This window comes from Caballeronia sp. 11_S32 (assembly GCF_056930355.1).
This window is the reverse complement of record NZ_JBXOWH010000007.1, coordinates 60,145-86,311: the sequence shown is the minus strand read 5'-3', so window position 1 is coordinate 86,311 and position 26,167 is coordinate 60,145. Positions and strand designations below refer to the sequence as shown.

23 protein-coding genes and 2 pseudogenes are annotated in these 26,167 nt (G+C 55.2%); 11 read left to right on the top strand and 14 right to left on the bottom strand.

What is annotated here, in order from left to right; genetic code table 11:
- Positions 1 to 76: 76 nt before the first annotated feature.
- Positions 77 to 1,015, bottom strand: a complete 939-nt coding sequence (locus tag AC1Z32_RS41140; RefSeq protein WP_483484603.1) for a hypothetical protein — start codon at positions 1,013 to 1,015, stop codon at positions 77 to 79.
- Positions 1,016 to 1,228: 213 nt separating this feature from the next.
- On the opposite strand from AC1Z32_RS41140, the gene AC1Z32_RS41135 reads away from it, so the two are divergent.
- The 3 genes from AC1Z32_RS41135 to AC1Z32_RS41125 all read left to right on the top strand — a co-directional run bounded on the left by AC1Z32_RS41135 (position 1,229) and on the right by AC1Z32_RS41125 (position 5,269).
- A complete protein-coding gene (locus tag AC1Z32_RS41135; protein WP_483484602.1) occupies positions 1,229 to 1,609 on the top strand; it encodes a hypothetical protein in 381 nt (126 codons plus the stop codon).
- 1,432 nt (positions 1,610 to 3,041) lie between these two features.
- Positions 3,042 to 3,716, top strand: a complete 675-nt coding sequence (locus AC1Z32_RS41130; protein WP_483484601.1) for a hypothetical protein — start codon at positions 3,042 to 3,044, stop codon at positions 3,714 to 3,716.
- Positions 3,717 to 3,841: 125 nt separating this feature from the next.
- Complete coding sequence (locus AC1Z32_RS41125; protein WP_483484600.1) at positions 3,842 to 5,269, top strand: S1 family peptidase; 1,428 nt, start codon at positions 3,842 to 3,844, stop codon at positions 5,267 to 5,269.
- On the opposite strand, the gene AC1Z32_RS41120 is transcribed toward AC1Z32_RS41125, so the two are convergent.
- Both AC1Z32_RS41120 and AC1Z32_RS41115 read right to left on the bottom strand, forming a co-directional pair.
- A complete protein-coding gene (locus AC1Z32_RS41120; protein WP_483484599.1) occupies positions 5,270 to 6,742 on the bottom strand; it encodes a tyrosinase family protein in 1,473 nt (490 codons plus the stop codon).
- A gap of 78 nt (positions 6,743 to 6,820) precedes the next feature.
- Positions 6,821 to 7,372: a hypothetical protein gene (locus tag AC1Z32_RS41115; protein ID WP_483484598.1), complete on the bottom strand. Its 552-nt coding sequence runs from the start codon at positions 7,370 to 7,372 to the stop codon at positions 6,821 to 6,823.
- Between the two features lie 190 nt (positions 7,373 to 7,562).
- Here AC1Z32_RS41115 and AC1Z32_RS41110 point away from each other — a divergent pair, with 190 nt between their 5' ends.
- The 7 genes and pseudogenes from AC1Z32_RS41110 to AC1Z32_RS41080 all read left to right on the top strand — a co-directional run bounded on the left by AC1Z32_RS41110 (position 7,563) and on the right by AC1Z32_RS41080 (position 14,259).
- A complete protein-coding gene (locus AC1Z32_RS41110; RefSeq protein ID WP_483484597.1) occupies positions 7,563 to 7,931 on the top strand; it encodes a TniB family NTP-binding protein in 369 nt (122 codons plus the stop codon).
- A gap of 84 nt (positions 7,932 to 8,015) precedes the next feature.
- On the top strand, positions 8,016 to 8,561 hold the full coding sequence (locus AC1Z32_RS41105) for a class I SAM-dependent methyltransferase (protein WP_483484596.1): 546 nt from the start codon (positions 8,016 to 8,018) through the stop codon (positions 8,559 to 8,561).
- Positions 8,558 to 9,004, top strand: coding sequence for a class I SAM-dependent methyltransferase (locus AC1Z32_RS41100; RefSeq protein WP_483484595.1), 447 nt, complete (start codon positions 8,558 to 8,560; stop codon positions 9,002 to 9,004). The genes AC1Z32_RS41105 and AC1Z32_RS41100 overlap by 4 nt, the downstream gene beginning before the upstream one ends.
- A 655-nt stretch (positions 9,005 to 9,659) precedes the next feature.
- A pseudogene (locus tag AC1Z32_RS41095) lies at positions 9,660 to 10,548 on the top strand (IS630 family transposase); the annotation flags it as partial.
- Positions 10,549 to 10,856: 308 nt separating this feature from the next.
- A complete protein-coding gene (locus AC1Z32_RS41090) occupies positions 10,857 to 11,219 on the top strand; it encodes a toxin-antitoxin system TumE family protein (RefSeq protein ID WP_483484594.1) in 363 nt (120 codons plus the stop codon).
- A gap of 1 nt (position 11,220) precedes the next feature.
- A complete protein-coding gene (locus tag AC1Z32_RS41085; protein ID WP_061128547.1) occupies positions 11,221 to 11,589 on the top strand; it encodes an HVO_A0114 family putative DNA-binding protein in 369 nt (122 codons plus the stop codon).
- A 2,253-nt stretch (positions 11,590 to 13,842) separates the two neighbouring features.
- Positions 13,843 to 14,259 (top strand): hypothetical protein, encoded by a 417-nt coding sequence (locus AC1Z32_RS41080; RefSeq protein ID WP_483484593.1) that lies wholly within the window; start codon positions 13,843 to 13,845, stop codon positions 14,257 to 14,259.
- Positions 14,260 to 14,597: 338 nt separating this feature from the next.
- Here AC1Z32_RS41080 and AC1Z32_RS41075 read toward each other — a convergent pair whose 3' ends face one another.
- On the bottom strand, positions 14,598 to 15,590 hold the full coding sequence (locus AC1Z32_RS41075) for a zinc-dependent alcohol dehydrogenase family protein (RefSeq protein ID WP_483484592.1): 993 nt from the start codon (positions 15,588 to 15,590) through the stop codon (positions 14,598 to 14,600).
- A gap of 149 nt (positions 15,591 to 15,739) precedes the next feature.
- On the opposite strand from AC1Z32_RS41075, the gene AC1Z32_RS41070 reads away from it, so the two are divergent.
- Positions 15,740 to 16,105 carry a winged helix-turn-helix transcriptional regulator gene (locus tag AC1Z32_RS41070; protein ID WP_483484591.1) on the top strand — a complete coding sequence of 122 codons (366 nt, stop codon included), beginning with the start codon at positions 15,740 to 15,742 and terminating at the stop codon, positions 16,103 to 16,105.
- Positions 16,106 to 16,219: 114 nt separating this feature from the next.
- On the opposite strand, the gene AC1Z32_RS41065 is transcribed toward AC1Z32_RS41070, so the two are convergent.
- From AC1Z32_RS41065 to AC1Z32_RS41020, 10 genes and pseudogenes are all read right to left on the bottom strand, one after another.
- On the bottom strand, positions 16,220 to 16,807 hold the full coding sequence (locus AC1Z32_RS41065) for a flavin reductase family protein (RefSeq protein ID WP_483484590.1): 588 nt from the start codon (positions 16,805 to 16,807) through the stop codon (positions 16,220 to 16,222).
- 77 nt (positions 16,808 to 16,884) lie between these two features.
- The gene (locus AC1Z32_RS41060) at positions 16,885 to 18,363 is read right to left on the bottom strand and encodes an aldehyde dehydrogenase (RefSeq protein WP_483484589.1); all 1,479 of its coding nucleotides are present in this window, start codon (positions 18,361 to 18,363) and stop codon (positions 16,885 to 16,887) included.
- A gap of 212 nt (positions 18,364 to 18,575) precedes the next feature.
- Positions 18,576 to 19,718 (bottom strand): flavin reductase, encoded by a 1,143-nt coding sequence (locus AC1Z32_RS41055; RefSeq protein WP_483484588.1) that lies wholly within the window; start codon positions 19,716 to 19,718, stop codon positions 18,576 to 18,578.
- Positions 19,719 to 19,802: 84 nt separating this feature from the next.
- Entirely contained in the window at positions 19,803 to 20,417 is a 615-nt protein-coding gene (gene ribA / locus AC1Z32_RS41050; RefSeq protein WP_483484587.1) for a GTP cyclohydrolase II, read from the bottom strand.
- A gap of 114 nt (positions 20,418 to 20,531) precedes the next feature.
- Positions 20,532 to 21,638, bottom strand: coding sequence for an LLM class flavin-dependent oxidoreductase (locus tag AC1Z32_RS41045; protein WP_483484649.1), 1,107 nt, complete (start codon positions 21,636 to 21,638; stop codon positions 20,532 to 20,534).
- Positions 21,639 to 21,879: 241 nt separating this feature from the next.
- Positions 21,880 to 22,497: pseudogene (gene ribB / locus AC1Z32_RS41040) on the bottom strand (3,4-dihydroxy-2-butanone-4-phosphate synthase); the annotation flags it as partial.
- Positions 22,498 to 22,561: 64 nt separating this feature from the next.
- Entirely contained in the window at positions 22,562 to 23,110 is a 549-nt protein-coding gene (locus tag AC1Z32_RS41035; RefSeq protein WP_483484586.1) for a DUF1097 domain-containing protein, read from the bottom strand.
- Between the two features lie 124 nt (positions 23,111 to 23,234).
- A complete protein-coding gene (locus AC1Z32_RS41030; protein WP_483484585.1) occupies positions 23,235 to 24,467 on the bottom strand; it encodes an alpha/beta fold hydrolase in 1,233 nt (410 codons plus the stop codon).
- A 93-nt stretch (positions 24,468 to 24,560) separates the two neighbouring features.
- Entirely contained in the window at positions 24,561 to 24,956 is a 396-nt protein-coding gene (locus AC1Z32_RS41025) for a carboxymuconolactone decarboxylase family protein (RefSeq protein ID WP_483484584.1), read from the bottom strand.
- 530 nt (positions 24,957 to 25,486) lie between these two features.
- Complete coding sequence (locus AC1Z32_RS41020; RefSeq protein ID WP_483484583.1) at positions 25,487 to 26,167, bottom strand: GntR family transcriptional regulator; 681 nt, start codon at positions 26,165 to 26,167, stop codon at positions 25,487 to 25,489.

The following is a 26,167-nucleotide window of genomic DNA, read 5'->3' as shown; positions in this document are numbered from 1 at the left end:
GGGCCGCCTCTAACGGCGTCCCGACGTAGATTAAATCATCTGTCTATGCTCGCAGTACGATTAGCTTGAAACAGTTTCATTTTCCATTCGAAAAAACAATAGTAATAGTGTTGGCTTTCTTAGAACCAACCTCGAAGTCCACGCCGGCCGATACTGGCTCTACGAATGTCTTTTTTATCCCGAGCTTTCCGTTAGTTTGAAGCGTTAAAGCAAGTTCGACTTGAAACCCCTTAAGATTCATCGGAGGCGTGGCCGCCGCTGAGCCGCTTGATAGATTATCTCTGTCGCGAACAACTGCCATAATGGCTTGCGTTATTAACTGCTTTATTTCGCTTGAAAGGTCCATTGCTTCTTGAGAAATAATTTTTTTAGTCGGGATGGCGGGCAGCACATCACTTCCATAGGCTGCCGATCGAACTCGAGGTCCTAAGTTAAGAGTTATGGTATTTGATGCTGTGCTGGAACCTCCTGCATCAAAAGTGACGACGAGAGCGTCGATGGACGCCCCTAATTTTCCATCTCGTTCGACCGCTAGAACGACTGACGCATGGTCTAGCGTTGGCGTTGTCAAAGTATCTGCTGCACCACATACAGAGTCGCGTGCACTAAGCTTCGCACTACAGGATTCTGCTTCACCGCACCACTTGGCATCGCGAAGAGGTCCGTCGCAGATTGCTTTCCTTTGTTCACCACTCGTATACCTTCGACAAATTTCAGTGTCGGCGTAAGTACAAGATGAGCCACGGCATGCCTTTCTGCAGATATCCGCCGCAGATTGGAGCATTCGAGTACATTCGTTCGAAGCAAGATCGCGCGCCGCGTTGCAGGCATTCTGCCAATGTTTTTGCTCGACTTCTGCTCCCGCCCATAGGTCAGACCGATCAACGTTTTCTATCGCGTAGTTGAGAGCGTCTACAACCTCTGGAAGCGGTCTTTGCAAAGCAGAATTGGATACGCGCTGCGAGGAACACCCCAGCAGCACCAATGATAGTAATACAACAATGGCGGATTGCACGGATCCTCCGGGAGTCGGTTTGTTATGATTTGTGTTTTTGATGACGACCACGAATTGGAGACAACTCTAGTCAAGTTGCAGAAAAAATCAAGACGTCGGATCCGTCAAGTGAGAGCTGTGTCCTGTGTGTGGTAGCGTACACTGCGGAGTTGTAAGGTAAATATTTTGGTCTATATTTTTTCAGGTCCACCTCAAATCTTCGGGATATCTAAAATGAACGACCAAGACAGAGAACTGGGTCAATCGGTTGAGCCGCTTGAAATTCGTTATAGCGCCATCATGCATGATGATAAGAAGCGATTTACGATTCATGCTGAGGGAAAGAATCGCACATCGGGATTCAAGACATTCTTGCAAGTTGACCCAATATTGATTCTTCCTCCCCAAGTCGATTTTGTTAATATCGCTCCAGGTGGGATTGTTAATCAACAAATCACGGAATTCCACGTCGAACTTACGATGGTGGCCAGAAGCATTGGAGATTTGAAGCAATGGACAGTTATTATTCACGACTTGTCCGGCCGACATACGGTTTCGATTGAAGGCGCAGCGGTGCCAGAGCTTGAATTTCCACCAAGGGCTCGCGACGAGTAGCTGTGTGCGTCCTTCGCGGTCGCTTGAGCCCACTTGCACCAAGAAAAGGGCAAGAGTTCCATTGTTGTTTTCGATCATCCGATTCCATCCGCGACGCTGGTGCGCTGGACGGGGTGAGACAGTCGAGTCCCGATGATCTGTAGGCGTAACAGCGAGTGTCATGCTGAGCATGTGGTGGCCGCTCGTGGCGGCGCTCCGGCCAACAGACATTCGTAAGCGCTAAAACGACCACGCCTATCTTTGTCGGCTTCTAAGAGCGACGATTGCGTCCGCAACCCACATTGCGGACGCAGACCATGAGCAACGATGAGTTTGACTTTCTCCACTCTGAGTCATTCAAGAATGCTCCAACGGCAAACGACGATACAATCATACGTAGTAGGCAAGTTTAACTTCAAGATGCCAGCGCGAGGCCGTGCCTCATTTGTCTGCCGAAGTCATTCGCTCAAGACCTTGTACCACACGAGGCGCAACAGTGTTCTGAAACGCTCTCTTTTAGTACTTCGTAGGCATCTAAGCTTCTCAAGGCAGGCCTTCAAGTTTTCTTTGAAGGTCTTTCGAGAGTCGAGCCTCCGCTTCGGGTCCCGGCGCCGTCGATAAGCACCGACAAAAAGGCAGTACCGGGAAAATCGCATCTAATTGCAACTGTCATACCTTCGCGCAACCCGAACACCTGAACTGGGTTCGCATGCACGAAATGATCCGAAGAAGCCAAAAGCTCTTTCGCGCGTCGCAGGCATCCCTCCGCCCCTCGCTGATGATTTAACCATCCGGTTGTAACGCGCACACTGGATTTTCTGGAGTCATCGCTCGGGGGCCGCAACGGCGCCTCCGCTTTACTTGTCCCTTGCGTCAATCCAATGATTGAGCAAGTGTGCAAAGACAAGCCACGTCGAAGGAGCACGTGCAATAAAATTTCTAAAGCTGAAAACTGACATTTCCGATCCCAATCCGGAAGCAGGCTTTGAGGGGAAGCCGATCGCGCAGAGCCGTACAAAACATGTATGGACGCGGTGCGCGTTTTTCCAACCGCGCTAATGCCTTTTCCGACGCGATAAGAAATGCTAGTCAAAATTTTAAAAACTGCAAGCTGTCTGAATGTTTATAAATATGTATATGCTTATTAAACATCGGAATCTTGTCTTAACAAGGTTTTGTAAACTAAACTGATACATCAGGTGACTTAGATTTCGTATGATTAAAAGGATAGGTCTACACGTGATCGTTTGAAGCTTCGCGCCGTTTAAAAGGAGGGAAAAATGATTCGGAAAACGGAGATTTCAAGCTGCGCTCTTACGAATAGGGGCATTTTCTTACCGTCTACGTATTTTTATTTTTTGGACGCGCCGCTGCCGTTAAAAATACGGCGGTGGAGGCGCCAGAACAAATTACAGAGAAATTCATAGGTAGTTTCTATTGCCAGAAATCTAAAATGACGATTCGAGAAACCCGGAAGCTTTCAGCAGACAGCGATGGATTTAGGATGCCAGAACTTTTGGTTTCCTCGGAGCTTGCCGCCGCCGAAGACATACAACTAGTGATTTCTAAAGGCGACGAATTTGGAGTAAGGACCAATGTGAGTATCTCGAAGATTGAAAACTCCAGCCGAGTCAATGAAATCGGAATTGGCGCTATTGACGATCGGGTGACGCGGGCAAAGGAAATTGGGGGTGTCGCCCTAACTGTTCTTCCGATGTTGGGGTTTGCTGCCGGAAGTGCTTTAAAGCTCCCTCTGCAAATAGGAGTTGATGAGCACACGTCAACTTCGGATAGAGCGACGAGAGATGAGTACAATCTAACTGGCTTGCCGAAGGGTTCGCAAATTAGAATTGGAAAACTTCAACAGGATACTCGGCCGATCGCCGAGTTGAAAAATCCTGCTATCTTAGATGGGAAATCTCACGGGTACATTTACTCGGCGTGCAGATCAGCGACAATTACGCTTACGAGGACGGTTGTCAAAAATAACGTAGGCTCGAAAAATCCGGTCTCTAAAGCGACAATGCTTCAGCAAACGCGGTTCAAATTAATGAACCTAATTCACGCGGTTCGTTGCATTCCCATACATGGGAAAAATCAAAAGCACTTTCGTGCGGATTATCTGTGAGTACGGAAAAAGCGCAGGCACTTCGACAGAGGAGGTTTTAGGCGCGACCCTTGAGCAAAAGTTGGTCAAGGAGGAGATAGAGAAAGAGAAGGACAAGAACGTCGGAGCAAAGTGAGGAGCATTTCATGTCAACAAATTATTCCCGCAAATTATTGCCCGCGATCCTGATAATTTTAATATCGGTTCCTAGACTCTCTGTCGCGGAGACGGACGCGTTCGAACTATCGTTCACGCCAGAGAATTCAATTATTCTCAGTCCCGGCGCAAAGCCCCCTTTGGGACAACGGTCCAGTACACTAATGCATGGTACCCTCAATGGCGGGGAGGATTTGACAACGAATGGGGAGTGCATCGCCTACGGACGCGAAAGCAATGCAGAAGCGGTAGCAGAATCGACGCTCTTAGAGGCGAGTGGGAATGCACTAACTTTTCGCATGGAGGTTTCTGCGACTGCAACCGGAGGTCACTACCAGACTGGCCCGTGTATCGACAAGCACCGCGTTCTGTTCACTGGCCACGACACTTCTTCTCAGTCTAAAGCTGCGTCGAAAACAATAGTTAGAATTCACTTCACTGGTGGAAGACCGGACATACCTTATTTCGTAAAGTTGTCAGGAAATCAAACCGGGGTCGCAAGAAATGATCTGCTTTTAGCGCCAGATGGCACCGCAGTCCCGCTTAAAGATCAGCAAAGCGCTTGGCCCATTATCCTCAGTACGCCTGGACAGGACTATTTTTACATTTCTGAAGTGCAAGCTGAAGCAAACAACAGGGGCGGAACCGGTTCAGACGTCCGCCAAGGAAGCTCAACTGTATCCCTGACTATTGTGCCGGCACCACTGCATTATGCGTTTGGCCAAGGTGGGTTCATTGCTGGAGGTAAGCAAACGGAGGGTTATCAGAATGTGGCCATCGTTTTGCTCGATGGATTGCCTCATTGTACGGCGACGCTTATATCACCAAATACGTTGATAACTGCAGCACACTGCATAAAAGGAAAAATGAATAAGGAGCAGGTAAAGAGGGGACTTGTCCGGGTGGCCTTCGGCTCGGCGTTCGCCCAACCCCTTTTCCCGCCCGTTGACGTCGCTGACTATCAGTATCCCGACGGAGAAAACGGAGCGATTGCTTTTGATGACCTGACGCTAAAGCATGACATTGGACTCCTTTTTTTGAGCAGCCCAATTGATGTAACGAAGATCACTGTGGCCGAGCTGCATGTTGGCTCTCCCTCTTGGCTCGACATCAAAGCAAAGCAAACCAAACTTTATTTCGTCGGATTTGGAGTCACGGCGGCGGGACAGGGCCTCGGTATAAAAAGGGAAGGAGGCTGGGCGATCAATAGTGTCGACGACTACACCGTCGGTTTCTCCGTCCCCGGAAAGAATACCTGTCATGGTGATTCGGGTGGACCGGCATTTATCGATTTGGACGATAATGGACATCTTCTGCTGGCTGGCATCACCTCCGGAGGAGACGAACTCTGCACGCGTGGATTTGAAACACGCGTCGACGCCTACTTAGATTGGATTAACGCCAGAGTTAAAAATTAACTACCTTCGGAGCGTTACAATTCGAATGTTGTCTATACGCAAGCCGGCCGCGGTCCGCTCTTTCTGCCGGGGCAGTAACGCTACCTCGATAGCCAAATCTGTTTGATTGAAAAATTCTTGGGACTTCGCTCCACTTAATACATAACTGAAATTTTTTGTAGAATGTTTCTTTACGGCGTGCTGTGCATGGGCGTTTCCTAGTCCGAAAAAATTCAGGGAGCCGACGTACAGTTGAGTCTTCTTTTCAGCTTTGTTGGCGATGATCGGTGTTAGAACAACATCATAAACAGCGTTTGTTTCCTCTTGCGACTGGACGCCCTCCAATCGGAGGTAAAGCGTACTTTTGGAAGCTAAATTCGTGGCATTCGCTGCGAATGGGACAGGCGCGTCCGTCTGTCGTTGCATTTTCGCGGTAACTGTCTGTCCCTTAAACGAAATGGACCCTGAGCTTGCAAGTATGATTGGAGCGGCAAAGGGCGTCACGCCTGTCTGAAAAGGGGCGCTACCGGAAGGTCGTTCGAGATATTGGTCATAGCCATAGTCAGAGGTGGATAGAAAATCTTTGACGTACGCTTCCACGGTATTACCAGAGATGTCGGAAAACGTAAATCTCTCATTCAAAAAAACAGGATTATCAGGATTTTTTCCGCCCGCCTTGTTCCAGCTCGCCCATATTCTATCTATGTTGCAGTGATGCAGCCAAAAAACAGGATCATTTGCGGCCCATCCAATGCTTCCCATTCCTAATGTTGTACCGACATCTACATGCACGGCACCGTGTGGATCGTTGTCTATATTGGAACATAGTCCGGCGTCAGTGGGAGTTTGTGAGTAGACGCCCGACATCAAGCAATTGAGACTGATAGGCTGGGCACCCCGGCGGCGGTCAATTGGAGCACCATTGTTAACTGACGTGTCTCGCGAGGCACGAAACAATGAGGCCCACTTCGGATCACCTGCTCTGCGAAATTCCTCTGGGAGTGAACGGTTGGCCGGGTTTGTATAATCCCAATACGGTAACGTAAAAGTAGGTTCTGAACTGACAGAGCGTATGATTTGCTCAAAATAGAGTACGTACATTCTGTGCCACGGCAAGAATAAGTCCTCACGGCTGGAATCAAAGTGAGCCTCACAAGTATCCCACATCTTCGCCGCCGCGTTGGCGTGAGGATCAGTGTCTTGATAAATCTTACTTATTTGTGCCGCTTTAGTTGTATTCCTAGGTACGGCGTGGGTATACCATTGAAATAACCAAGAGCGTGGATCCCCCTCTGCGATCTTGGTCTTATCCATCATAATTCCGACGGCTTTCGCATAAATGGCGAGCATCTTCTTTCCTTCCGGGCTCGTTGCACTATATCGAATCAATGCCGGATTGGGCTGGCTTCGCACCATTGGAGAAAACAACGGGATAAGAGAAAGTACGCTAGCCTCGGAGATGGTTCTGAGAAAAGAACGCCGTGTGTTCTTCATGTTGTTTTCGCCGAATGTTAACCTTATTTCCGCACCCGTTCGAACGTTTTCAAGGCGCGACCGTTTCAAAAAAACGCGTCAAATTTTGAACAGTTTTATGTCCGTAATGGAGATTACCTGGTCAGTTTTCTTGTCATTCTCGGATATAAACGTCACAACAAGCTGACACTGCGAGGGACCGTGTTTGCCAAGATCGGCCACCGCTTTGCTTACTTCAAAACTTAGCTTTCTAGCTGGATTTGCGTCAGCGTGCAAAGTGAACGAGCTGATGGATCCAATATATCGGTCGTCCGTTGTCTTTTCGGAGATCGGCCATCCTCGAGCGGTTAAGAAAATCAAATAAGAACGGGGAGTACTGCTTGCGGATCTCACTCCATTGAATACGAGTGTGAGACGTTCAATGTTGGCTATCCTAGCCAGCGCTTCACAGCTAAACTGGTTAGCTGTTGAAAGATTCACATCAACTCGCTCTTTTTCAAGTCGGATAGGCGATTCTGTTGTAAGAGCTAGCAACTCGGCGGAATTAACTGAGGTAGCGAACAAAAGAACGATTGCCAACATCAGTCCCAGTAGGTAAGAGGTCTCTTTTGCAATTGTGCTAGCGCGCAATAGCGGAGGTTTGGGCCGCATGATCGTTATATCCTGTGGTCAGAGGTTTCGATTCAAACAATGATCACGGTGATCCACAGCGAGCGACCTTTCCTGCCTTTCGGGTCTCATACGTTCGTATCGAGGCTTCTTTGAATCGTAGGCGATGAAAGCGCTACGTCAAGTAGTAATGCCTGACCGATGTAGGCGGGTCTGCTGCGCCGGATGGCGCATGCGGGCGACCATGGTGCTCGTCGGCACCCGAGACGCGGTTATCGCGCTTCATACAGATTCCCAGATGGTCAGCCGTTTTACGCCATTCGAGGTGCCGCGCTGGAGGGAGAGCGAGGGATTCCGGCGATTACTCGCAGCCTTCGAGCGCATTCTGCCTTTGCGCCGACCTTCTGACCTCGCTCAAAAGGAAATCGCACAATACGTTCTCGCTGCCAGCCGGGGGCTAACGGGCGAGGTTTCCAGAATCCTGAATGCGGCAGCAGAAGCGGGTATTCGCAGCGGCGATCCACGCACGGATCGCGAGATATGCTGCAACGGCAGCCATCGAGGTCGGCGAGTTGCCGACCTCGAGCTGCTTGGTCACTGACAACTGGCGCGTGCTCCATCGTCGCGCTGCATTCGTAGGCGAGCGCACGATCCGGCGACTATGGCTATCGTCGGTGGAGGCAGCGTGAATCTCGCCCTAACGCGGCTGCTCGCAGTGGTTCCGACGCACATGCGTTGTCTCGACGTCGGGTGCGGCGACGGGGCTACCTGCTTCGCGCTCGCCGCGCGTGACTGCGACGTCATTGGGATCGACCCTTTGCTGCCCCTGCCGCGTGGAGTGCGCGTCACGATCAGCGGCGTTGGGCTAGGCGCAGTCGAGCTGATAAATGCCGATGCGCTCTTGATCGACCTTGAAGGCAGCTTCGACATCGTAATTGCGGTCGGCCTACTGCATAGCCTTGGCGATCGCGCGCGGGTCTCCCGCACAATAGAGCAGATCTGCAAGTGGACCGCGCCGGGCGGGCTCGCACTAATAAGCTGGCTGCTCGACGTCACGCCTATCACACCAGCGCCCGCAGCTGCATATTTTCCGTCCATCGATGACGTTGTCGCGCAACTTGCCAAGCACGGCCTGGCATGTGCAGCACTTTGGACGACTGAGGTAGGGCATGCGCACGGAGGCCTGCACCACCACCATCACGTTGTGTACTCGTCATGGAGGCGTGGGTGACCACTGACTCATACGATCCGATCGCGCGAGTGTACGACGCTGTTTGGGGCCCGCTGTCAGTGACGCGCTACTTGCCTGCGATCGCAAGCTGGCTATCCCAAACGATCCCGCCTGGTGCACGCATATTCGATGTCGCCTGTGGCACAGGCCAGATTGTCGCTGCGCTGCTCGAGCGTGGCTATTGCGTCACCGGCGTGGACGCTGCACCCGCGATGATCGACGTTGCACGCCGTCGCGCACCTGCCGCCGAACTTTCGGTCGCGCAGCTCGGCTTTCTACCGTTCCCGGACGGCGAATTCGTGGCTGGGCTGTGCCTGTTCGATAGCCTGAACCACGTCGCGACAGATCAGCTCGCGGTAGCGATCCACGACCATGTGACCCGCCGCACTCAACCCACTTTACCCGTTGTCGAGTTGTATGTGCGTCGATGTCAGCGGAGGTAGAAGTAACGAACGTTCATTACCTTTTGCGTGCAGCAATTGCATTTTAGAACCATTCTCTGGAATACAACTTACGAGCGGGTTTACGATTACAGCCAACGCTTGATACCTTTGGATAACTTACTATATTTCCTTGATAGGATTCTTTAGTCTGACGAGGAATGTCATGAAAAAATCACTCGCTCTCGCCTCCATCACATGTGCACTATCGCTTACGGCGATGACTTTGTCGTTTCCTGCCGTCGCGGATAATTGGAGTCACCGGGTTGAATGCCGAAAGCAATCGGATCGAGGGTGTACCGCACACAGCACGGTTTGCAAGTCAGCCGAGAACGGGCAAATGTTCATGAACCTAAAAATTACGGGGCAGGAAGGATGGAAACCTGAAAAGGTGCAATGCAGCCAAGTTGGACAGCAGCCACGCTCGGTTACTGCAACTGTGCAACTCAGCGACGGCCGCGAGGCGCAAGCGGACGTAGCCGGATTTCAAGAGGTATGCATAACTTCGCATGCCGAAAGCGGAAGCGGGTGGGGTGATATGAACCGAGTAGCTTGGGCAAATTGTACGGTTGGTTATAGTGTAATTCCCTATAGATAAGCTAATTCGGGCTGACGCATATTCTGCGTCTGCTGAGGCTTGCGATATTGGCGTGGGACGATGAGAGGAAGACCGAAGGCGCCACTGGTTCTGAGTGGGTCGGAACGCGAACAACTCATAGCGTTGAGGATGCGACGCAAGACGGCACAGGCACTTGCCCGGAGAGCGCGTATTGTGCTGGCTTGCGCCGAGGGCTTCGACAACAACACGGTCGCGACAAGACAACGTGTCACCTCCCATACGGTTTCGAAGTGGCGTTCGCGATTCATCAGTCACCGCGTAGACGGGTTGCTCGATGCACCGCGCCCGGGCGCACCGAGGTCGATCGAGGACGCGCACGTGGAGGCGGTCGTCGCACGCACGCTCGAATCCGTGCCCACCGGCGCGACTCACTGGAGCACGCAAACAATGGCCCGTGAGATGGGAATGTCGCAGACAGCCGTGTCGCGGATCTGGCGTGCCTTCGGATTGCAGCCGCATCGGCAGGAGACCTTCAAGCTCTCCACTGATCCATTTTTCGTCGACAAGGTGAGCGATATCGTCGGGCTGTATCTGGACCCGCCGCTCAAGGCGATGGTGTTGTGCGTGGACGAGAAGAGCCAGATCCAGGCGCTGGACCGCACCCAACCTATGCTGCCGCTGGCCCCCGGCATCCCTGAGCGACGCACGCACGACTACATGCGGCACGGCACGACCACACTGTTCGCGGCGCTGGACATCTCCACGGGCGAAGTCATTGGCGAACTGCATCGGCGTCATCGCAGCAGTGAATTCCTGCAGTTCCTGCGCAACATCGAGGCCAACGTGCCACCCCCAATTGGACGTCCATCTGGTGGTGGATAACTACGGCACGCACAAGACCTCCTCGATCAATACCTGGCTGGCTCGCCATCCACGTTTCCATGCGCATTTCACCCCTACCTCTGCTTCGTGGATTAACCAGGTCGAACGTGCCTACGGATGAGCGACGCTGACGAGATTCATGCAGCGCGGGTCACAATTGATGTGTCGCACGTCCCGCACGAGACCGAGCCAGATTTTGCATGTTCGCGTCGTCGGCACGTCCCTCCCCGATAACGGTCATAGCGCCGTACATGGATTTGACGTTTTGGGGGGATCGACTGCAACCCGACGCGGCCGACCAATCGCCGACCGCGATGGCCGATCTATGTCAGACCGAATCCAGCTAGCTGGCGATACCAGACCGCTGTATTCCATGGATTTGACTTATCTTATCAGTAAGTGATAAGATAAAGCATGACCGATTGTGACCACAGCTTGGACGCGCTTTTTTCCCTGGACGGGGAGCGCTTTGCCGTCGATGGCAGCGAAACATGCTGGGTCAAGTTTGAGGTCAAGGAATGCGACGTGACGCCGGAGCGCCCGCATGGGCTTAAATATTCGCTGACGCTCCGTGCCGAGGACGGCACCCGCCTGCTGGGCTTCGACAACGCGCACGGAATCACCGAAGGCTCCGGACCCGGAGCCCGAACGCGTATCGAATACGACCACAAGCACAAGGGCGAAAGAGTCCGATTCTACGACTATGAGGACGCCGGCAAGCTAATGGAGGATTTCTGGGCGGAAGTTGAAACGATGTTGCAGGAAAGGAGTAACTGATATGACTGCAGACACCAAGATCCTGAAAGTTGGTATTGCCTCGCGCGAGGAATACAAGGCCCGGACCATCGCCATCGCGAAAGGCCAATACAAGCCCGCGCCCGATGAGCCGAAAGTCTGGTTCCAGTCGCTCGAAACGCTGGCCAAGGTGCTGTCCGAAAGCAACCGGGAATTGCTCGCGACGATCGCTGAGACAAACCCGGGCTCCCTCGACGAACTGGCCGCGAAGACCGGTCGCGCGGTGTCCAACCTCTCGCGTACCCTCCGGACCATGGAGGGTTACGGCCTGGTGCATTTCGAGCCGGGTCCACATCGCAGACTTGCGCCCCGCGTCGACTATTCAGGCGTCGAGCTGGCTGTCTCGTTTTAGTGACCGGAGAAAAGGCGTCTCAGGGCACCTTTTCACGCAACCACGACGTCAGCCCGACATCGCACACCATTCTCGCCAGCCGGGCCGATGCAGAGTACGCCGGTTTCCTCCGTGCCGTACTCGTCGAACCTCGGATTGACATAATGAACATTAGCGCATTAGTTTAAGTTGTACTAACGACCAATATCATGCCACGCTCGACCGTTTAGCGCGCGTCGGTTCTGAGCCATTCTTTGTCGGCCGAGCTTGATGCATCACGACTAGGCGTACCAAGCGGTCGACAAACAGTAACCTCCCCGCCCCGACCTCCGGAAACGAAACACTTCGTTAGTGCCCGCAAATTTGGATTCGGCCTAACCTACCGGATACTTGTAAAGTGTGAGGTAGACTGTCTTATGCAGTCTATCTAGAAGTCCAACGATAGCCACTGCATCCCCGGAAAAACCGATCTCATGACCGATAATCTGAGTTTGAACATTCCAAGAAGAGTCGACCTCAGATAAATCGCTACTTAATGCGGTTAGGGGAGCATTTAGAAACTCCATGAACGCTGGGTCCGTTGACTTCATTTTGCGCCAGTGCAAGCTACATGGCTCGGATTCTCTATTCTCGCCATCAAGCGCAATCGCATTCCAAGTTGACATTATGCTCTCCATTGACGTAGCGATCTAAGCCGGTGTGCACGAGTCGGTGTCGAGCACTCTCAAAATCACTCGGCCCTAAAGTTATAGGCGAAATTCGGGCGTATCGAATGTGAATCTAGAGATGCAACGGCCGGTGCGGCGCAAGGCAAGAGCGTGCTTTCCATTGTGCGTCGATCCTGTCGGACCGTGCGTTCGAGCAACGGGTTCGAGCTCGATGCTACAACCGGCAGCCCTAACGTCAGAGTAGGATCGATCATGGTCAGGCGCTCTGGGCCAACGTCATACACGGCAACGACACAGCGGCAAGCGACAGTCACGCGCGTGCGTCGGGCGCGACAGCCATGTTGCGGCCGGTGCAGTTATCGTGCGCAAACAAGACGAACATGGGCGTTGGCTTCGTTTACACGGGGACGAACATATCGGCGGATTCCGGAATGGCACGATCGAGGACAACATGGACTTCGTGGCTGGACAGCATGCGCTCGTCTCGAGCGACGCGAACTCGGAAGGCCGGCGCCGGTCAGCAAGTCGGCTGGAAGGGTTTCGACTGGGATGTGCTGAACCGGCTATAAGAAGGACTGCGCGAGTCCGAGCGGCTCTTTAACCAACATTTCGTCATGCACGTTGAGCACGAGTCCGCGGAGTTTCATGCTTGTCGGCGAAAGCGATCGTTACTGCATGCGTGCCGCAACAGGGAGCCGCGACCTTCGTCCGCTCAGCGTAAGCCGATCCAGGCGCGCGCACGCGTCCATGTACACATAGCTTGGAACACCATCAAGCTGGCGGTCGCCTTGTCGCAGGATCGCGTCAAATAGCGCCGCGTCGTCCGGCTCAAATCGCCAAACGCTGTCTTCAGGCGCGGTTTCGGCGCGCATATATCATGAGATCGGTGTCGCGTTCTGATGAGCCAGGGATGTAGCTTCCATGCGTACCCCGCGTCCTGGACGTAGTACATCAGGTACACGAGCCGCAGTTCATTAACCAGATAAGCGCTTCCGGCTTCTTCTTTGCGGGCGACCCAGGTCAGATGACGAGCCAGGGAGGCCTCGCGTACCGCGCTCTCGGCAACGGCAAGAGCATCGCCTTGGCGAGGAAGCCGCGGGATTTTCGGGCGGACGAGCGGACGGATTTTCCGGTTCGCGTGACGCGTAGACATCGGCAAAAGCTATTGGACGGATGAACTGACAATTCGATCAGGTAGCCGTTCACGGCGGTCTCCGCGATCGCCTGTGTGGCCACGGCGGAAAAGGTCGGGCATTGGCGCGCTCTTGTCGTGGCACACGGCGCTGCGTGGAAACTCCTCCACGATCTTGCGCAGTGGGATCGCGCATGGGAGCATTTCGGCCCGGCGTTGCAGTGCGCGCGCGAGCTGAAATCGAGGCGTTTCGAAGGCGACGCGATCGCGCTTCGAGGGCAATTGCATCGCGTCGCAGCTAGCCTCATTGGGGGTACGCTTGCACGCTTTACCGCGCAGTCAATCAATGTAGCCTTCCAGCTTGTCTCGCCCGCACGCTCCTGTCACTCGAGACCGAGCGGCGCGAACAAGGAGCATGAGGCTCTTCCTGACTTGCTGCAAGGACACCTCTTATATAACGACAAGGAGACCACCATGAAACGCATCACCGCCGCTCTCGTCGTCACGGCGGCCCTCGCCGGTAGCCACACCAATCAAGTTCTGTTGCGCGACGCTACGCCGGTCCCGGCCGAGCGCAAGGAGTCGAGCGACCTCCTGAAGCCCGTCGAGGGCGCCCAGGCGATTGCCGTCATCCGCGACGGTGGCACCTACAGCTCGGCCGGCTACGCGGTCATTTGGATCGATGGCGAGAAGGTCGCGGCGCTAAACACGTCCGAGGCGGTCACGGTGTATCTGCCTCCCGGCAAGCACATCGTCACCACGGGGATGCGGGTCTTGGGGGCCGAGAACATGATGGGGCCGACGCTGCCGATGACAGTCCCGAGCACGGTCACCAAGTACCGCATCTCGTGGAATTCGGCCGGCATGTTGATTCAGCCCGCGATTGAATAACGGGGAAAACCAGACCAGCCGCAGCCTGCCCATGCACATCGAAAATACCGGCATCTCACCGTGATGCCATAACTAGGACATGCCACCCCCGCCCGCCCCGCCGCGCGTTCTCGCATGCGAGAATGCGCTCGGCCCTGGCCTCAACGCTGAAATCGCTTTGATGATTATCCCTGTAATCATCAAGCCCTTCTCAATCGGGATTCGATCATGACCTCGAGACCAAGGTGTTGTGAGCGCGAGGAAGGGTCGAGAGGATTAACCACGCCTTGTTGATTGTTAAGGGTTCGAATTGCGCCGCTATTTTAGGCCGCCCTTGCCGTACTTGTGCCGAGCCGTGTTCAGTCGACTGTGACGACGATTTTCCCAATCTGCTCGTTTGATTCTAGGTAGCGAGTTGCCTGCTGAATCTCATCAAATTTGAAAGTCCGCGAGATCAGCGGGACAAGAGCACCGGATCTGAGACCTTCGTTGATGAAAAGCTTGGCGCGTTCGAGAAGATCGTCGTTCCCGGTAACCTCGATGTAGAGATAGCCTTTGAACGTCAGACACTTGCCGAGTAAGGCAAACTGCGGAAACGTCCCTTCTTCCGTACTGAGAGCGCCATATTCAAGAAGGACGCCACCAAACGACATGCACTCCGCGAGTTGGGCGATTGCCGGGCCGCCGATCGGATCGAAAACGACACGTGCTCCATTGCCATTCGTGATCTCCCTCACTCGGCCCACCAGGTCATCTTCTGCTGTGGCAATCACATGATGGGCGCCGGCGTCCTTGAGCGGTTGAGCCTTCGTACTCGTCCGGGTGGTCGCAATGACGGTCGCACCAACGCTCCGTGCGATCTGGATCGCGGCGATGCCCACGCTGCTCGATGCTGCTGAGACGATTACGAAATCCCCTGCGGCCAGTTTCCCTTGCTCGACCAGGGCGCCCCACGCAGTAACGTATTGCATCCAGATCGCAGCGGCCTCTTCGAACGTCAGCTGCGCCGGGTGTTTGACGACAAATTTGGCGGGAACGTTGATGACTTCGCCGTAAGTGGGCCAACGCGACATATCCAAGGTTGGAATGACGCTTACGGCATCGTTCTCAGCGAACCCGGCCACGTCGGCGCCCAGCGCCTTGACGACGCCCGCGGCTTCATAGCCGAGCTGAGAAGGGAATACCGCCTCCTGAAGATAGTGGCCCGTGCGGAACATCACCTCTGCACGATTGAGTCCAATGGCTTTGACAGCAATCTGAACTTCGTCGGCCGCGGGCGCCGGAACGTCCACATCTTCGATGCGCAGCACGTCTGCGTCGCCATATTTATGAAATCGCACAACACGGGTCATAGAGCACTCCTTGAAGGGAAGCTCAGGCTGTATCACTGAGCAATGGCTTCATTGTTCGCGCATACGCTCTGCGGTGCAATACTACAATTTTGTTCATATACTACCCAAAAGGATAGTGTCGAAGCAGTGATTCGAATCTGGAGATCTTGATGCCGAAGCGTCGAAAATATGATGAGGCGCCTCCGTGTGCGATGGTTGCCACGCTCAACCTGCTCAACGGTCGCTGGAAGGGTGTGATTCTCTACTACCTGCTGATCAAAGGCACGATGAGATTCAATGAACTGCACCGGCATCTGCCTGGCTGCACTCCACGGCTACTTGTAAAGCAACTGCGTGAACTCGAAGAAGACGCTTTCATTACTCGCACTGTCTATCCGGTCGTGCCGCCAAAGGTCGAATACGCCCTGACGGATGAAGGGCGCACGATCGGCCCCATCCTTTCGCAACTCAACGAATGGGGAATCGGCTGGCTTGAACGACGGGGCCTGCGAACGAACGCCGCCGAAGTTTCCTGAGAGGACCGCAAAGAAAGAATTGCAGGAACAAGTCCGCAACTTCGCGATGACCGACCTCGTCGCAACGAGTCAATGAGTTCGATCGCGCCGTATCTACATGCTGCTAGGCATGGCTCAGTCGCTCTTGTCCGACTCGACGGTCAAGGGGCTCCCGATAGCATAGAACTGACCACCCGCGATGTAATGAAGACTTCGCCACGCCATATCGGCATTCTCGAAATTCCAGTGACCGTCCTTGAACACACGAGTATCTGCCCACGCGCCCTCCACCTCGCCGATGAACAGGTCGTAGGTCTGCTGGTTGTGGGGTTCAGCGATCAGCCGGCATGCGAGCCACGCGGCGCATCCTGAGACGAACGGGAGATCGTATCCATCAATGCCGAACAAATCCACACCGGACCGTTCGAGCTTGTCCGGTTCGCTAGATAAGCTTCGCGTGCCGACATCATGCGTCAGCTGAAGTTGTACTACGGTCGGCACCTGTATCACGAAGGATCCACTCTTTTCGACGAGCTCACGTGTCTTCGCTTTTTTGTCGAGCACGACGGTCAGCTTCGGCGGTGCGAAATCGAGCGCGCACGCCCACGCAGCTGCCATGACGTTGACAACACTGCCATGTTTGGCCGATACAAGTACGGTCGGTCCGTGGTTGATCAATCGGTAAGCCCTGCTCAGATCAACCGGTGCTACATGCGTTTCCATCCTGACTCCAGGTGCATTTTTTTAAGCGGCGATTCGGCGGAGCCGGGCGTCCGTGCACGTTGCCTTCACGCCCTTGCTCAGCCTAAGACAAAGGGATTGCCTTCCCGCGGAACTGTGTTGATGTACACGCTTTTTGTCTCAAGGAATTCATAGATGGCTTGCAAACCGTTCTCGCGTCCGAGACCCGACGACTTGACGCCGCCGAAAGGCGCTAGGTAGCTCACCACGCGATACGCGTTCACCCACACAGTCCCGGCATGAATTCGTTTCGGTAGCATCACGGCGCGGCGCAGGTCGGACGTCCAGATCCCGGCAGCTAGACCGTAGCAACTGTCGTTGGCGATAGACACGGCGTCGTTTTCGTCGTCGAATGGAATGACGCACAGTACTGGACCGAACACTTCTTCTCTTGCGATGCGCATCTGGTTGTTCACGCCCGTGAAGATGGTCGGCTCTACAAAGAACCCTCTTTCACAACCTTGTCGCGTCGAGCGGCCGCCACCGATCGCGCAATGAGCACCCTCCGACCGCGCGACTTCGATGTATTGCAGGACCTTTTGGAGCTGCGGAGCCGTCGAGATCGGACCGACATCCGTGTCGGGCGCTCGCGGATCACCTAGGCGTGCTTGTCCAACTAGCTCAACCAACTTTTCGACGAATTTATCGTGAATTGAACGCTGGACCAACAGCCGCGAGCCTGCCATGCAAGTTTGTCCACTGGCAGCGAAAATCCCGGCGATAACGCCACGCGCCGCGGCATCGAGATCCGCATCTTCAAACACGATGTTGGCTGACTTTCCGCCCAACTCCATCGAGACGCGCTTGAAATCTTTCGCGGCGGTCTCGTTGACTCGACGCCCACTGGCGTCGCTACCGGTAAAGCCGATGCGGGCTACAAGCGGGTGTTTGACCAGCGGGTCGCCTACTTCGGCGCCGAACCCCGTCACGACATTCACTACCCCCGGTGGGATGCCAGCTTCGTCGCACAAAGCCGCAAAGACCGTCGTGGACGCAGATGCAAACTCTGACGGCTTAATCACCACGGTATTCCCTGCCGCAAGAGCGGGGGCAATTTTCCAGACCGCAAGCAGCAAAGGGGAATTCCAAGGCGCGATGACCGCCACAACACCAAGCGGTTCGTACTGTATGTAGTGGAAGATGCCCGGCTTGTCGATGGGTGTGACAGCCCCTTCTATCTTGTCCGCGAGTCCGCCGTAATAGTAGAACCACTGAGGCAGATACTTCATCTGGCCAAGCATTTCCGCCCGCAGCTTCCCGTTGTCCATCACTTCGAGCTCTGCGAGTTTCTCTGCGTTCTCGGCAATAACGTCGCCCAGCCGATGCAACAGTGCGCCACGTTCGCTCGCCGTCATTGATGACCATGGGCCAGATCGAAAGGCGGTGTGACCGGCGCTAACGGCGGCGTCGACATCCGCGGCGCCGCCTCTAGGAATTTGAGCCCAATTGTCCCCAGTAAAGGGATTGGCACTCTCGAACCACTGACCAGACTGCGCCTCACAGTCTTTTCCCGCAATGCGCATACGGAAGATCTGCATATCATCCTCAGCAAAGAATCTTCTTCGACTGGTATGGGCGCCGCGGCAGATTCGGCCATCATCATTTTGCGATCGCGCGACGCCTCTGTACCATGTAAGCCATGGGGCGGATGGGACGGGCGAGCTAACACGTACGACCCGGCGTCCCGCACGTCCAGCCGGTCTCAGAGCGAGCGTCCACTACGGCGTCGCTCCAGGCTGGCGAGCGGAGATTAGCCCTGGTACTGATGGCGCAGATGATCGACCAGTCGTTTCGCGGGTAACGAGAGGCCTTCATAGGACCTAACGCACACCGCAAGTGTCCTCTTGGTCCAAGGCTCGTTGATCGCAAGCACCTTGATCTTCAGTGACTTGGCCATAGCCTCAGCTATGCCACGTGGAAGAATCCCAATCCCGTGCCCAGCCTGCACCATCATGCACAGCGCGTCGTAGCTCTTGACGTAATTTCGGCATTTGAGGCGTGAGCCGGCTAAGGCTGCTTGCTTCGAAATCTCCAGCGCAATTTGGCCGCCCGACGGCATATTCACATAGTCATACTCAAACGTTTCGGAAAACGCCACGGAATCGCGTTCAGCGAGCGGATGTGACAGATCCACAGCCAAAACAAGTTCGTCCTTACGATAAGGGAACACGTCTACGCCGGCGTCCTTCGTAGAAACAGACCCGTCCACCATGACGCCAACATCGGCAACGCCGCTGGCCACCGCGTCAACGACCGCCGTACTGACCTTCTCTTCGAGGTGAACGTTAATGAGGGGGTTATTCAGATTGAAGGACCGCAAGTCCTCCGGAAGAAATTGAGTAACCGACGAAATGTTCGCATCGAGCCGCACGTTGCCGGACTGCAGCGCCTGCGTTCCGCCGAGTTTTCCATCGGTATAGACGAGCGGAGCGATACTCTCGGCCACGCGCACCGCGGTGACCTTGGCAATTACGATCGAATGGGTACCTGCCGACACGATCGAATCGATCTCGCAGAACAGGTTGCACTGCGCGTTATCGAGATACGGAGCGTTCGTAGGACCGTCGTCGTACCACCGCCCGACGCTGAACCGCTCGCTTCCCTGGAGCCTTCCGCTGAACGCAGACACCAGATCCTCGTGTTCCGTCGTCAGGACGTTCACGCAGAAGTATTTGCCAGAAGTGAGCGGTCCGTGAATGCTGGCTGAGTGATTGATGCAAACGAGCAGGGACGGAGGATCCATCGACACCGAACTTACTGCTGTAGCAGCCATACCGTGACGAGCACCGCTTTTGTCCGTCGTGCTGATAATAGTGACGGTCGCTGCAAGCCGGCGCATCGCACGCTTGAATTCAGCGACGACATCGCTCGTGGTGTCTTTGGGTTCGCTCATGTCTGTCTCCAGTCGCGGACGCGAGTCCGCTTCGTTCTGCTTTGTTGGCAACCCTAGGGGATTGCATTCCACGCGGCGAGCCGCTCAATCGAGCATGTGCCCCATGCGTCGCCGTTTTGTGTCGAGATAGCGCGCGTTATGCGGCTGCGCAGCCGTCGACACCCCAACTCGTTCCTCGACCCTGACGCCCGCATTGATCAGTGCCTCGACTTTCAACGGGTTGTTCGTCATAAGTTTTACGCTGCGAATACCCAAGAATCGCAGCGTGTCGACCGCGACATCGTACGTCCTGGGATCCGCCTCAAATCCAAGTCGAGTGTTCGCGTCCACCGTGTCGACACCTTCGTCCTGAAGTGCATACGCGCGAATCTTGTTCAACAGACCTACTCCACGACCTTCGTGTCCCTTCACGTACACGAGCACCCCTTCGCGGCAGTTCCCCAGTGCCCGCAAAGCGATCTCCAACTGATCACCGCAGTCACATCGAAGGGACCGCAATGCGTCGCCTGTAAGACACTCCGAGTGGATTCGAACGAGCACCTTCTCCTTCTCGCGAACGTCACCGCGGACCAACGCCAAGCACTCAAGGGCCGCAGACTCCGGTGCGCAGTGTTCGAAAGCGAAAGTCCTGAAGCTGCCAAAGGCAGTCGGGAGATCGCACTCTGCGACAAAGCGGGTGAAATGAGTTTTGGTAAGCATAGCGTCGTGCCGAAAGCGTGCGCGCGGTAGCGCTCCAGCGGCTTTTCCGTTGCGAAGCCGCGCTGAGCGTCGACCCTCCGGCCAGTGGCAGCAGGGTCGACATCACTCGGTACATCAGAGAGCTTCTGCCTCCTGCTTCACCGGATTGCGCAGGCCCGCCTGCTCCAACAGAGGCATCACGCGCTCGTTCCAGAACGGCAGTTCGGTGTTGTAGTCGACCATCGAAATCAACGTGCCGTCGACGCCGGTCTTCGACAGGTCGATCAGCTTGTCCGTGACCTGCTCCGGCGTGCCGACCAGCGGGTACCCGCCCCAGCCAGCGATGAATCGAGCCTTGAACTTCTCGTACATCTCGGGGCTGTGATTCATGCTCTGGACCTGCAGTACGCGGCAGATGTTTTCGCACGCTTCCCAGTCACCCTTCTCGTGGACGTAGTAGTCGTAGAACTCCTTCGCCTCTTTCTCGGTCTCGCGTACGACCACGGGGCACGACGTGAAGGTGCCGATCTCGCGATTGAACTTCTCCGCCGCAAGCTTCTTCGTTTCATCCACCCAGGCCTTGCCCTTCTCCATGTCTTCCATGAAGCCGAAGCTGATGTCGCAGTTTTTCGCTACGAAGTCACGACCCTTGGGCGAAGAACCGGCGCAGATCAGCGCGGGGCGTGGGTTCTGATACGGCTTCGGATTGCTGACGCCATCGTTGATGGTGAAGAACTCACCCTTATAGTCGAAGTTGTTCTCGGTCCAAAGCTTTTCGACGATTTCGATCCACTCGGTGGCATATTCGTAGCGCGTATCGTGCTCAAGCATCTTCTGGCCGAACATCTCCATCTCCGGCGTGAACCAGCCGCAGACGATGTTGATGCCGTAGCGTCCCTTCGAAATGCGATCGATGCTGGTCGCCATCTTTGCTGCAACGATCGGATGCAGCGTCGGCACGTGGGTGGTCGAGAACAGGTAGACTTTCTTCGTCGCAGCCGCCAACGCCGCCGCCCACGTGAACGTGTCCATGTTTTCGCCGTTGAAGTCCGACGGGCCACCGAAGCCGCGCCAACGAGCGATCGGCACCATGCACTCCATACCGGACTGCTCCAGCATGTTGGCGATCTGCAGGTTTTTCTCGAACGTGGGCTGGAAGTCCGTTTCCAGAGTCGTGATCGCGCAAGCGTGCGAACAGTTGGCGCCGAAAATGCCAAGTTTGAGCTTGTTCTCGCCAAACATCGGATTGCCGGCTTCGCGGAAAGCGTCGAGATTGTTCATGTCATCCTCCAAATTGATCGTTTAACTAAGTCTAGAAAGCAAATTTTGTTGGCTACCGCCGGCCCTGAACCTGCTGAAGGCAGCTAGTCCAAAAAAGACCTGTGCGGTGGCCTGCATTGGATCGATTTTTTCAAGCACCTCCCTTCTGCCTGTTCGGCCTTTTCCCGCACCCTTGGCTGAGTCGACATCAGCAGCATGCTGGCTCAGTAAGGCACTCCATACTCAGACGATACTGCACAAGATCAGCGATCGTTCCAACCTTCAGACCGTGCTTCGCAGCGAAACGCTCAAGGTCTGGCAAGCGAGCCATCGTCCCGTCATCGTTCATGACCTCACAGATGACCGCCGCCGGGGTCAAGCCGGCTAGGCCTGCGAGGTCGCATCCGGCTTCGGTGTGACCTCGACGAACCAGGACCCCGCCATCGCGCGCGATGAGGGGGAAGACATGCCCTGGACGGGCAAGATCATCGGGTTGGGCGAGGCTCGAGGTCGCGATCCGAATCGTCAGCGCACGATCAGCTGCAGAGATGCCCGTCGTCACACCCACCGCAGCATCGACAGATACCGTGAATGCGGTGCCGAACTCGTCTTCATTGCGCGCGACCATCGGATGCAGGCCAAGCCGCTTGCAACGGTGCTCTGTAAGCGTCAGGCAGATCAGGCCTCGACCATGAGTGGCCATGAAATTGATCGCCTCCGGAGTAACCATTTCTGCGGCGATCACGAGGTCACCTTCATTTTCACGATCTTCGTCATCGGCAAGAATAACCATCCGTCCGTTACGAAGCTCCGCAATGATTTCTTCAGTATTGGCTATCATTTTCAATCTCGATTCATGGTCTTTTAATTCGTCGCGGCGATCTACCCGTCTCCGCGAGCCGGCTTTAATGCCCGATACTTTCAACTGCAGGTTCTTGGTGGTGGAAACGCTTGATGAGCGCGTTGCCCATCAGAACCTGCAGGTATCCAAGGACGTTCCCGATGATCAGCGACGCGGTCACGGCAATCACCGCGTTGTCCAATCGCACCGTTGACATCGTTTCGATGCTGAACTTCCCCGGCGTCTGAACGAGGTATGCAAACGTTGAGGCGAATCCGTAGAAGCTGGAAGGAACCGCGTCGAATGCAGTCACCCTTGACATCAAGATGACAAACGGCGTTGCCAGTGCAACCCAAAGGGCCGCGGAGACAGGAACGGGCAGAGGAATGACGCCATGCGCAACGAGAAGTGCAACAGACCAAGCTGTTACCACGCCGAACGCATTGCAACTGACACTTTTGCGCAAAGCCGCAGCGCCGCCGCCGCAGTGATGGAAGCTTGCCCAGCCAATGAAGGCAGCCCACACCAAAAGACCGGGGTACTGCAGAAATGCCCAGACGGCTACTGACGAGATAACACTTCCAGCTAATGCGTACGCTACGATTGGTTGCATCATTGTCTCCTGATATATTAGTAGTACATATTGGATAGAGGGCTTATTCCCTTCTAATTGTGGATTTCTTCGTGGGAGACAGCTACCGATGAGCTAGCCTACCCATGTTGGTTATCGTTCTATGTCAGCTTTGTTGTTCGCTGATGGACGCAAGCGCATCTACGAGATAGGGGCGGAAGAGGTCTGCGTTCTCGCACATCGGGAAGTGCCCTAGCCCCTCCATGACGACCATTTGAGCGCCACGAATAACCTCGGCGAGTTTGCGTCCGTCCTCCGGAGAGGCCGAGTAATCGTAGGTGCCGCAAAGCAGTGCGACCGGAGTGCGCGAACAATCGATCTGCGGACCGATCACCGCTCCATCGAATTCTTCGCTGTAGAAGGCGAGGTCACCGGTGTAGATCCCCGGCGCACCTTGAGAATAGATCCACGCAGCCTGCCTTCTATCGCTCTCGGGGCTGAATGGACTCATCAAGCCGCGAACATAGCTCGCGTTGTGCAAAGAGCCATGAACGCCGACGTGGTGTTGGAAGGGATTACGTCGTCCTGTCGAGCGAAACGGCGGCTCGACCGCAACGATCCCTTTGACCAGGTCGGGTCGCTTGGCCGCCAGGACCATTGCCATCGCGGCACCCATTGACCCTCCGACCACATAGGCAGGAGCCTTGATGACTTGCTCGATAATCGCCACACACCACGAGAGATACAGGTCGGCGGTCAGTTTGTACGGCGCCCCCGTCCATTCTGCGGGCGGCAAGGAACGACCGTGAAACGGCATGTCTACGGCCCACATCGAATGGCTGCGAGCAAGCTCAACATCGGAGAGCTGTCCGAGGTATTGCCGCGCATCAGCGCCGGCCGTATGAAGGAACAAGACGGGTGCGCCTTCACCCGAACGTTCTACAAAGACGTTGTGCGTGATGCCGTTGATGGTAACGGGATAGTAGCGGCCATTCACGCTGGTAATGTCACGCTTGACGGGTATCGAGCGCATCGGCTCAACCGCCACAATCAATTCGAAGACTCGCTCCAGCAACGGTCGGCACTGCGCGACGACGACAGGTTCCCCTTTCACCTCGAAGGCAGGATTGGCAAGATCGAGTGCCGTGAACGAGTGATACGTTGGCGGCGGCGGGACGCTGATCACCTTGGCCCACTCTGCTTGCGCGGCCTCAATCCGGATATCTGCGTCTGCCGAACCATCAATGATCTCGGCCGCACCGTCTTTGACAGCGAATCGGATAGCTTGTCCAGCAGTAGCCAGTTCAACGACTGCCGAAAGTCCGGCCGCCAAGCGCGGAATTTCCTGGTCAGCGAGCGCAGTCTTCAAGCGGTCACCGAGTTGCGCAAAAACATGCATTTTCTTTCGCCTGTCTGATCGGTTGCAGCGGAGTTGATTTCGGGCCGGCGCGACCTCCGGATCGCCAGAGTGCGCCATGCGTTTTACCGTGCTTCAGTCGAGATTCATCTCGTTGAAGGTTTCTTTGGCAATGCGGAAGCTGTCGACGGCGGCTGGGACGCCGCAATAAATGGCGACTTGCAGGAACACTTCGGAGATTTCCTGTTTCGTCAGCCCGTTATGAATCGCGCCACGCACGTGAAGCTTCAGCTCATGCGGTCGATTGAGCGCAGAAATCATTGCCAGATTCAACAGGCTGCGGCTGCGACGATCGAGGCCGGGGCGATTCCAGATCTCGTCCCAGCAATACTCGGTGACCAGCTCCTGCATCGGCCAATTGAAATCGTCGGCTCCTTGAACCGATTTTTCCACATACTCGCTTCCCAGCACTTCCTTACGCGTCTTAAGACCGCGCTGAAACTTCTCCGACACTTCACGTTTGTTCTGCATTGCGCAACTCCTGGTCAATTGAGCAAACGGGACATCCCGCACTCGTTCTTGCTTCGGTGGGGCTTTCTGCATGCCTCAACCATGGGCTTGATAATGTCCGCTCTCAGACAATCTGTCAATGAGTCAATCTGTTGAACTGAGGTGGGATTATCCCTAATGCGAAACGGATTTACTGAGGGTCAGTGGGAGGCGAAGCGGACGTTTATATCAGGCGATATTCGACCCTGCGCGGCCATCGGTGAAAGCGCGTCGCGCTTACAAATGCGGCCGCTGGATGCGCTGTGAAATAGAGGTCGCCGAGGGAGCCGGAGAAAGGGAAATCGGGGTGGTGATACGCGCGGCCTGCGCGCAGCGACGGCCGCGTAGGACCGTATCCCGCCAAGCAGCGCTGGGCTTAGAAAAAGGGGGCGTCGTGCGAGTGGCGCGCTCGCCGTGCGACCCGTCGCTACAAGGCTACAGGCCGCACGATTGCGGTTCTGGGCGTGGTGTTGACGAGCTTGCCTCGTCGAGATGCGGGTATACCGCTAAAACTATTCTGACGGGGAGTTAGCAATCATCTCCAGGGCGACGCCGCTGGCGATGTTGATGTGCCGCTCGCATGCACGACCGGCGCGGTCACCATCGCCTTCCTTGATTGCGTCGACGATCTCCTGGATCTCGGCGACACTTTGCTTGAGACGACCAGGCTTGGTCATGGACGTGCCCCGTAGCGCACTGATCCGATTGTGCAAAGCAGTGAGAGTCTGTGTCACGAAGGGGTTGCCACCGCCTTCGAGGAGAACCGTATAGAACTTAGTCTTCGCTTCTAGCAATGCCTTCCTGTCTGCACGCTTCGCCGCCGCTTTGAAATCTTTGAACGCTTCTTCGAGCGCAGCAACCTGCTCCGCGCTGCCGATCTCTGCAAAGCGACGACCGGCATACCCCTCGAGCAAGCCTCGGAACGCATAGAGGTTGCGGGTCTCTTCGAGCGTCATCGTGCTGACAACCGGACCGCGATGAGGGATCGTCGTAATCAGACCCTCCGCCTCAAGTTGACGGAGAGCTTCGCGAATCGACGTGCGTCCAACGCCGGTCATTTCACAGAGCTCTCGTTCGACCAAACGCTGTCCCGGCGCAAACTGGCCGCTGGAAATTGCTTCACGCAGTTTCTCTTCAACGAGCAAGCGTATCGTTGCGGCCTGACGAGGTATCTGCAAATTAACGGTAGACAT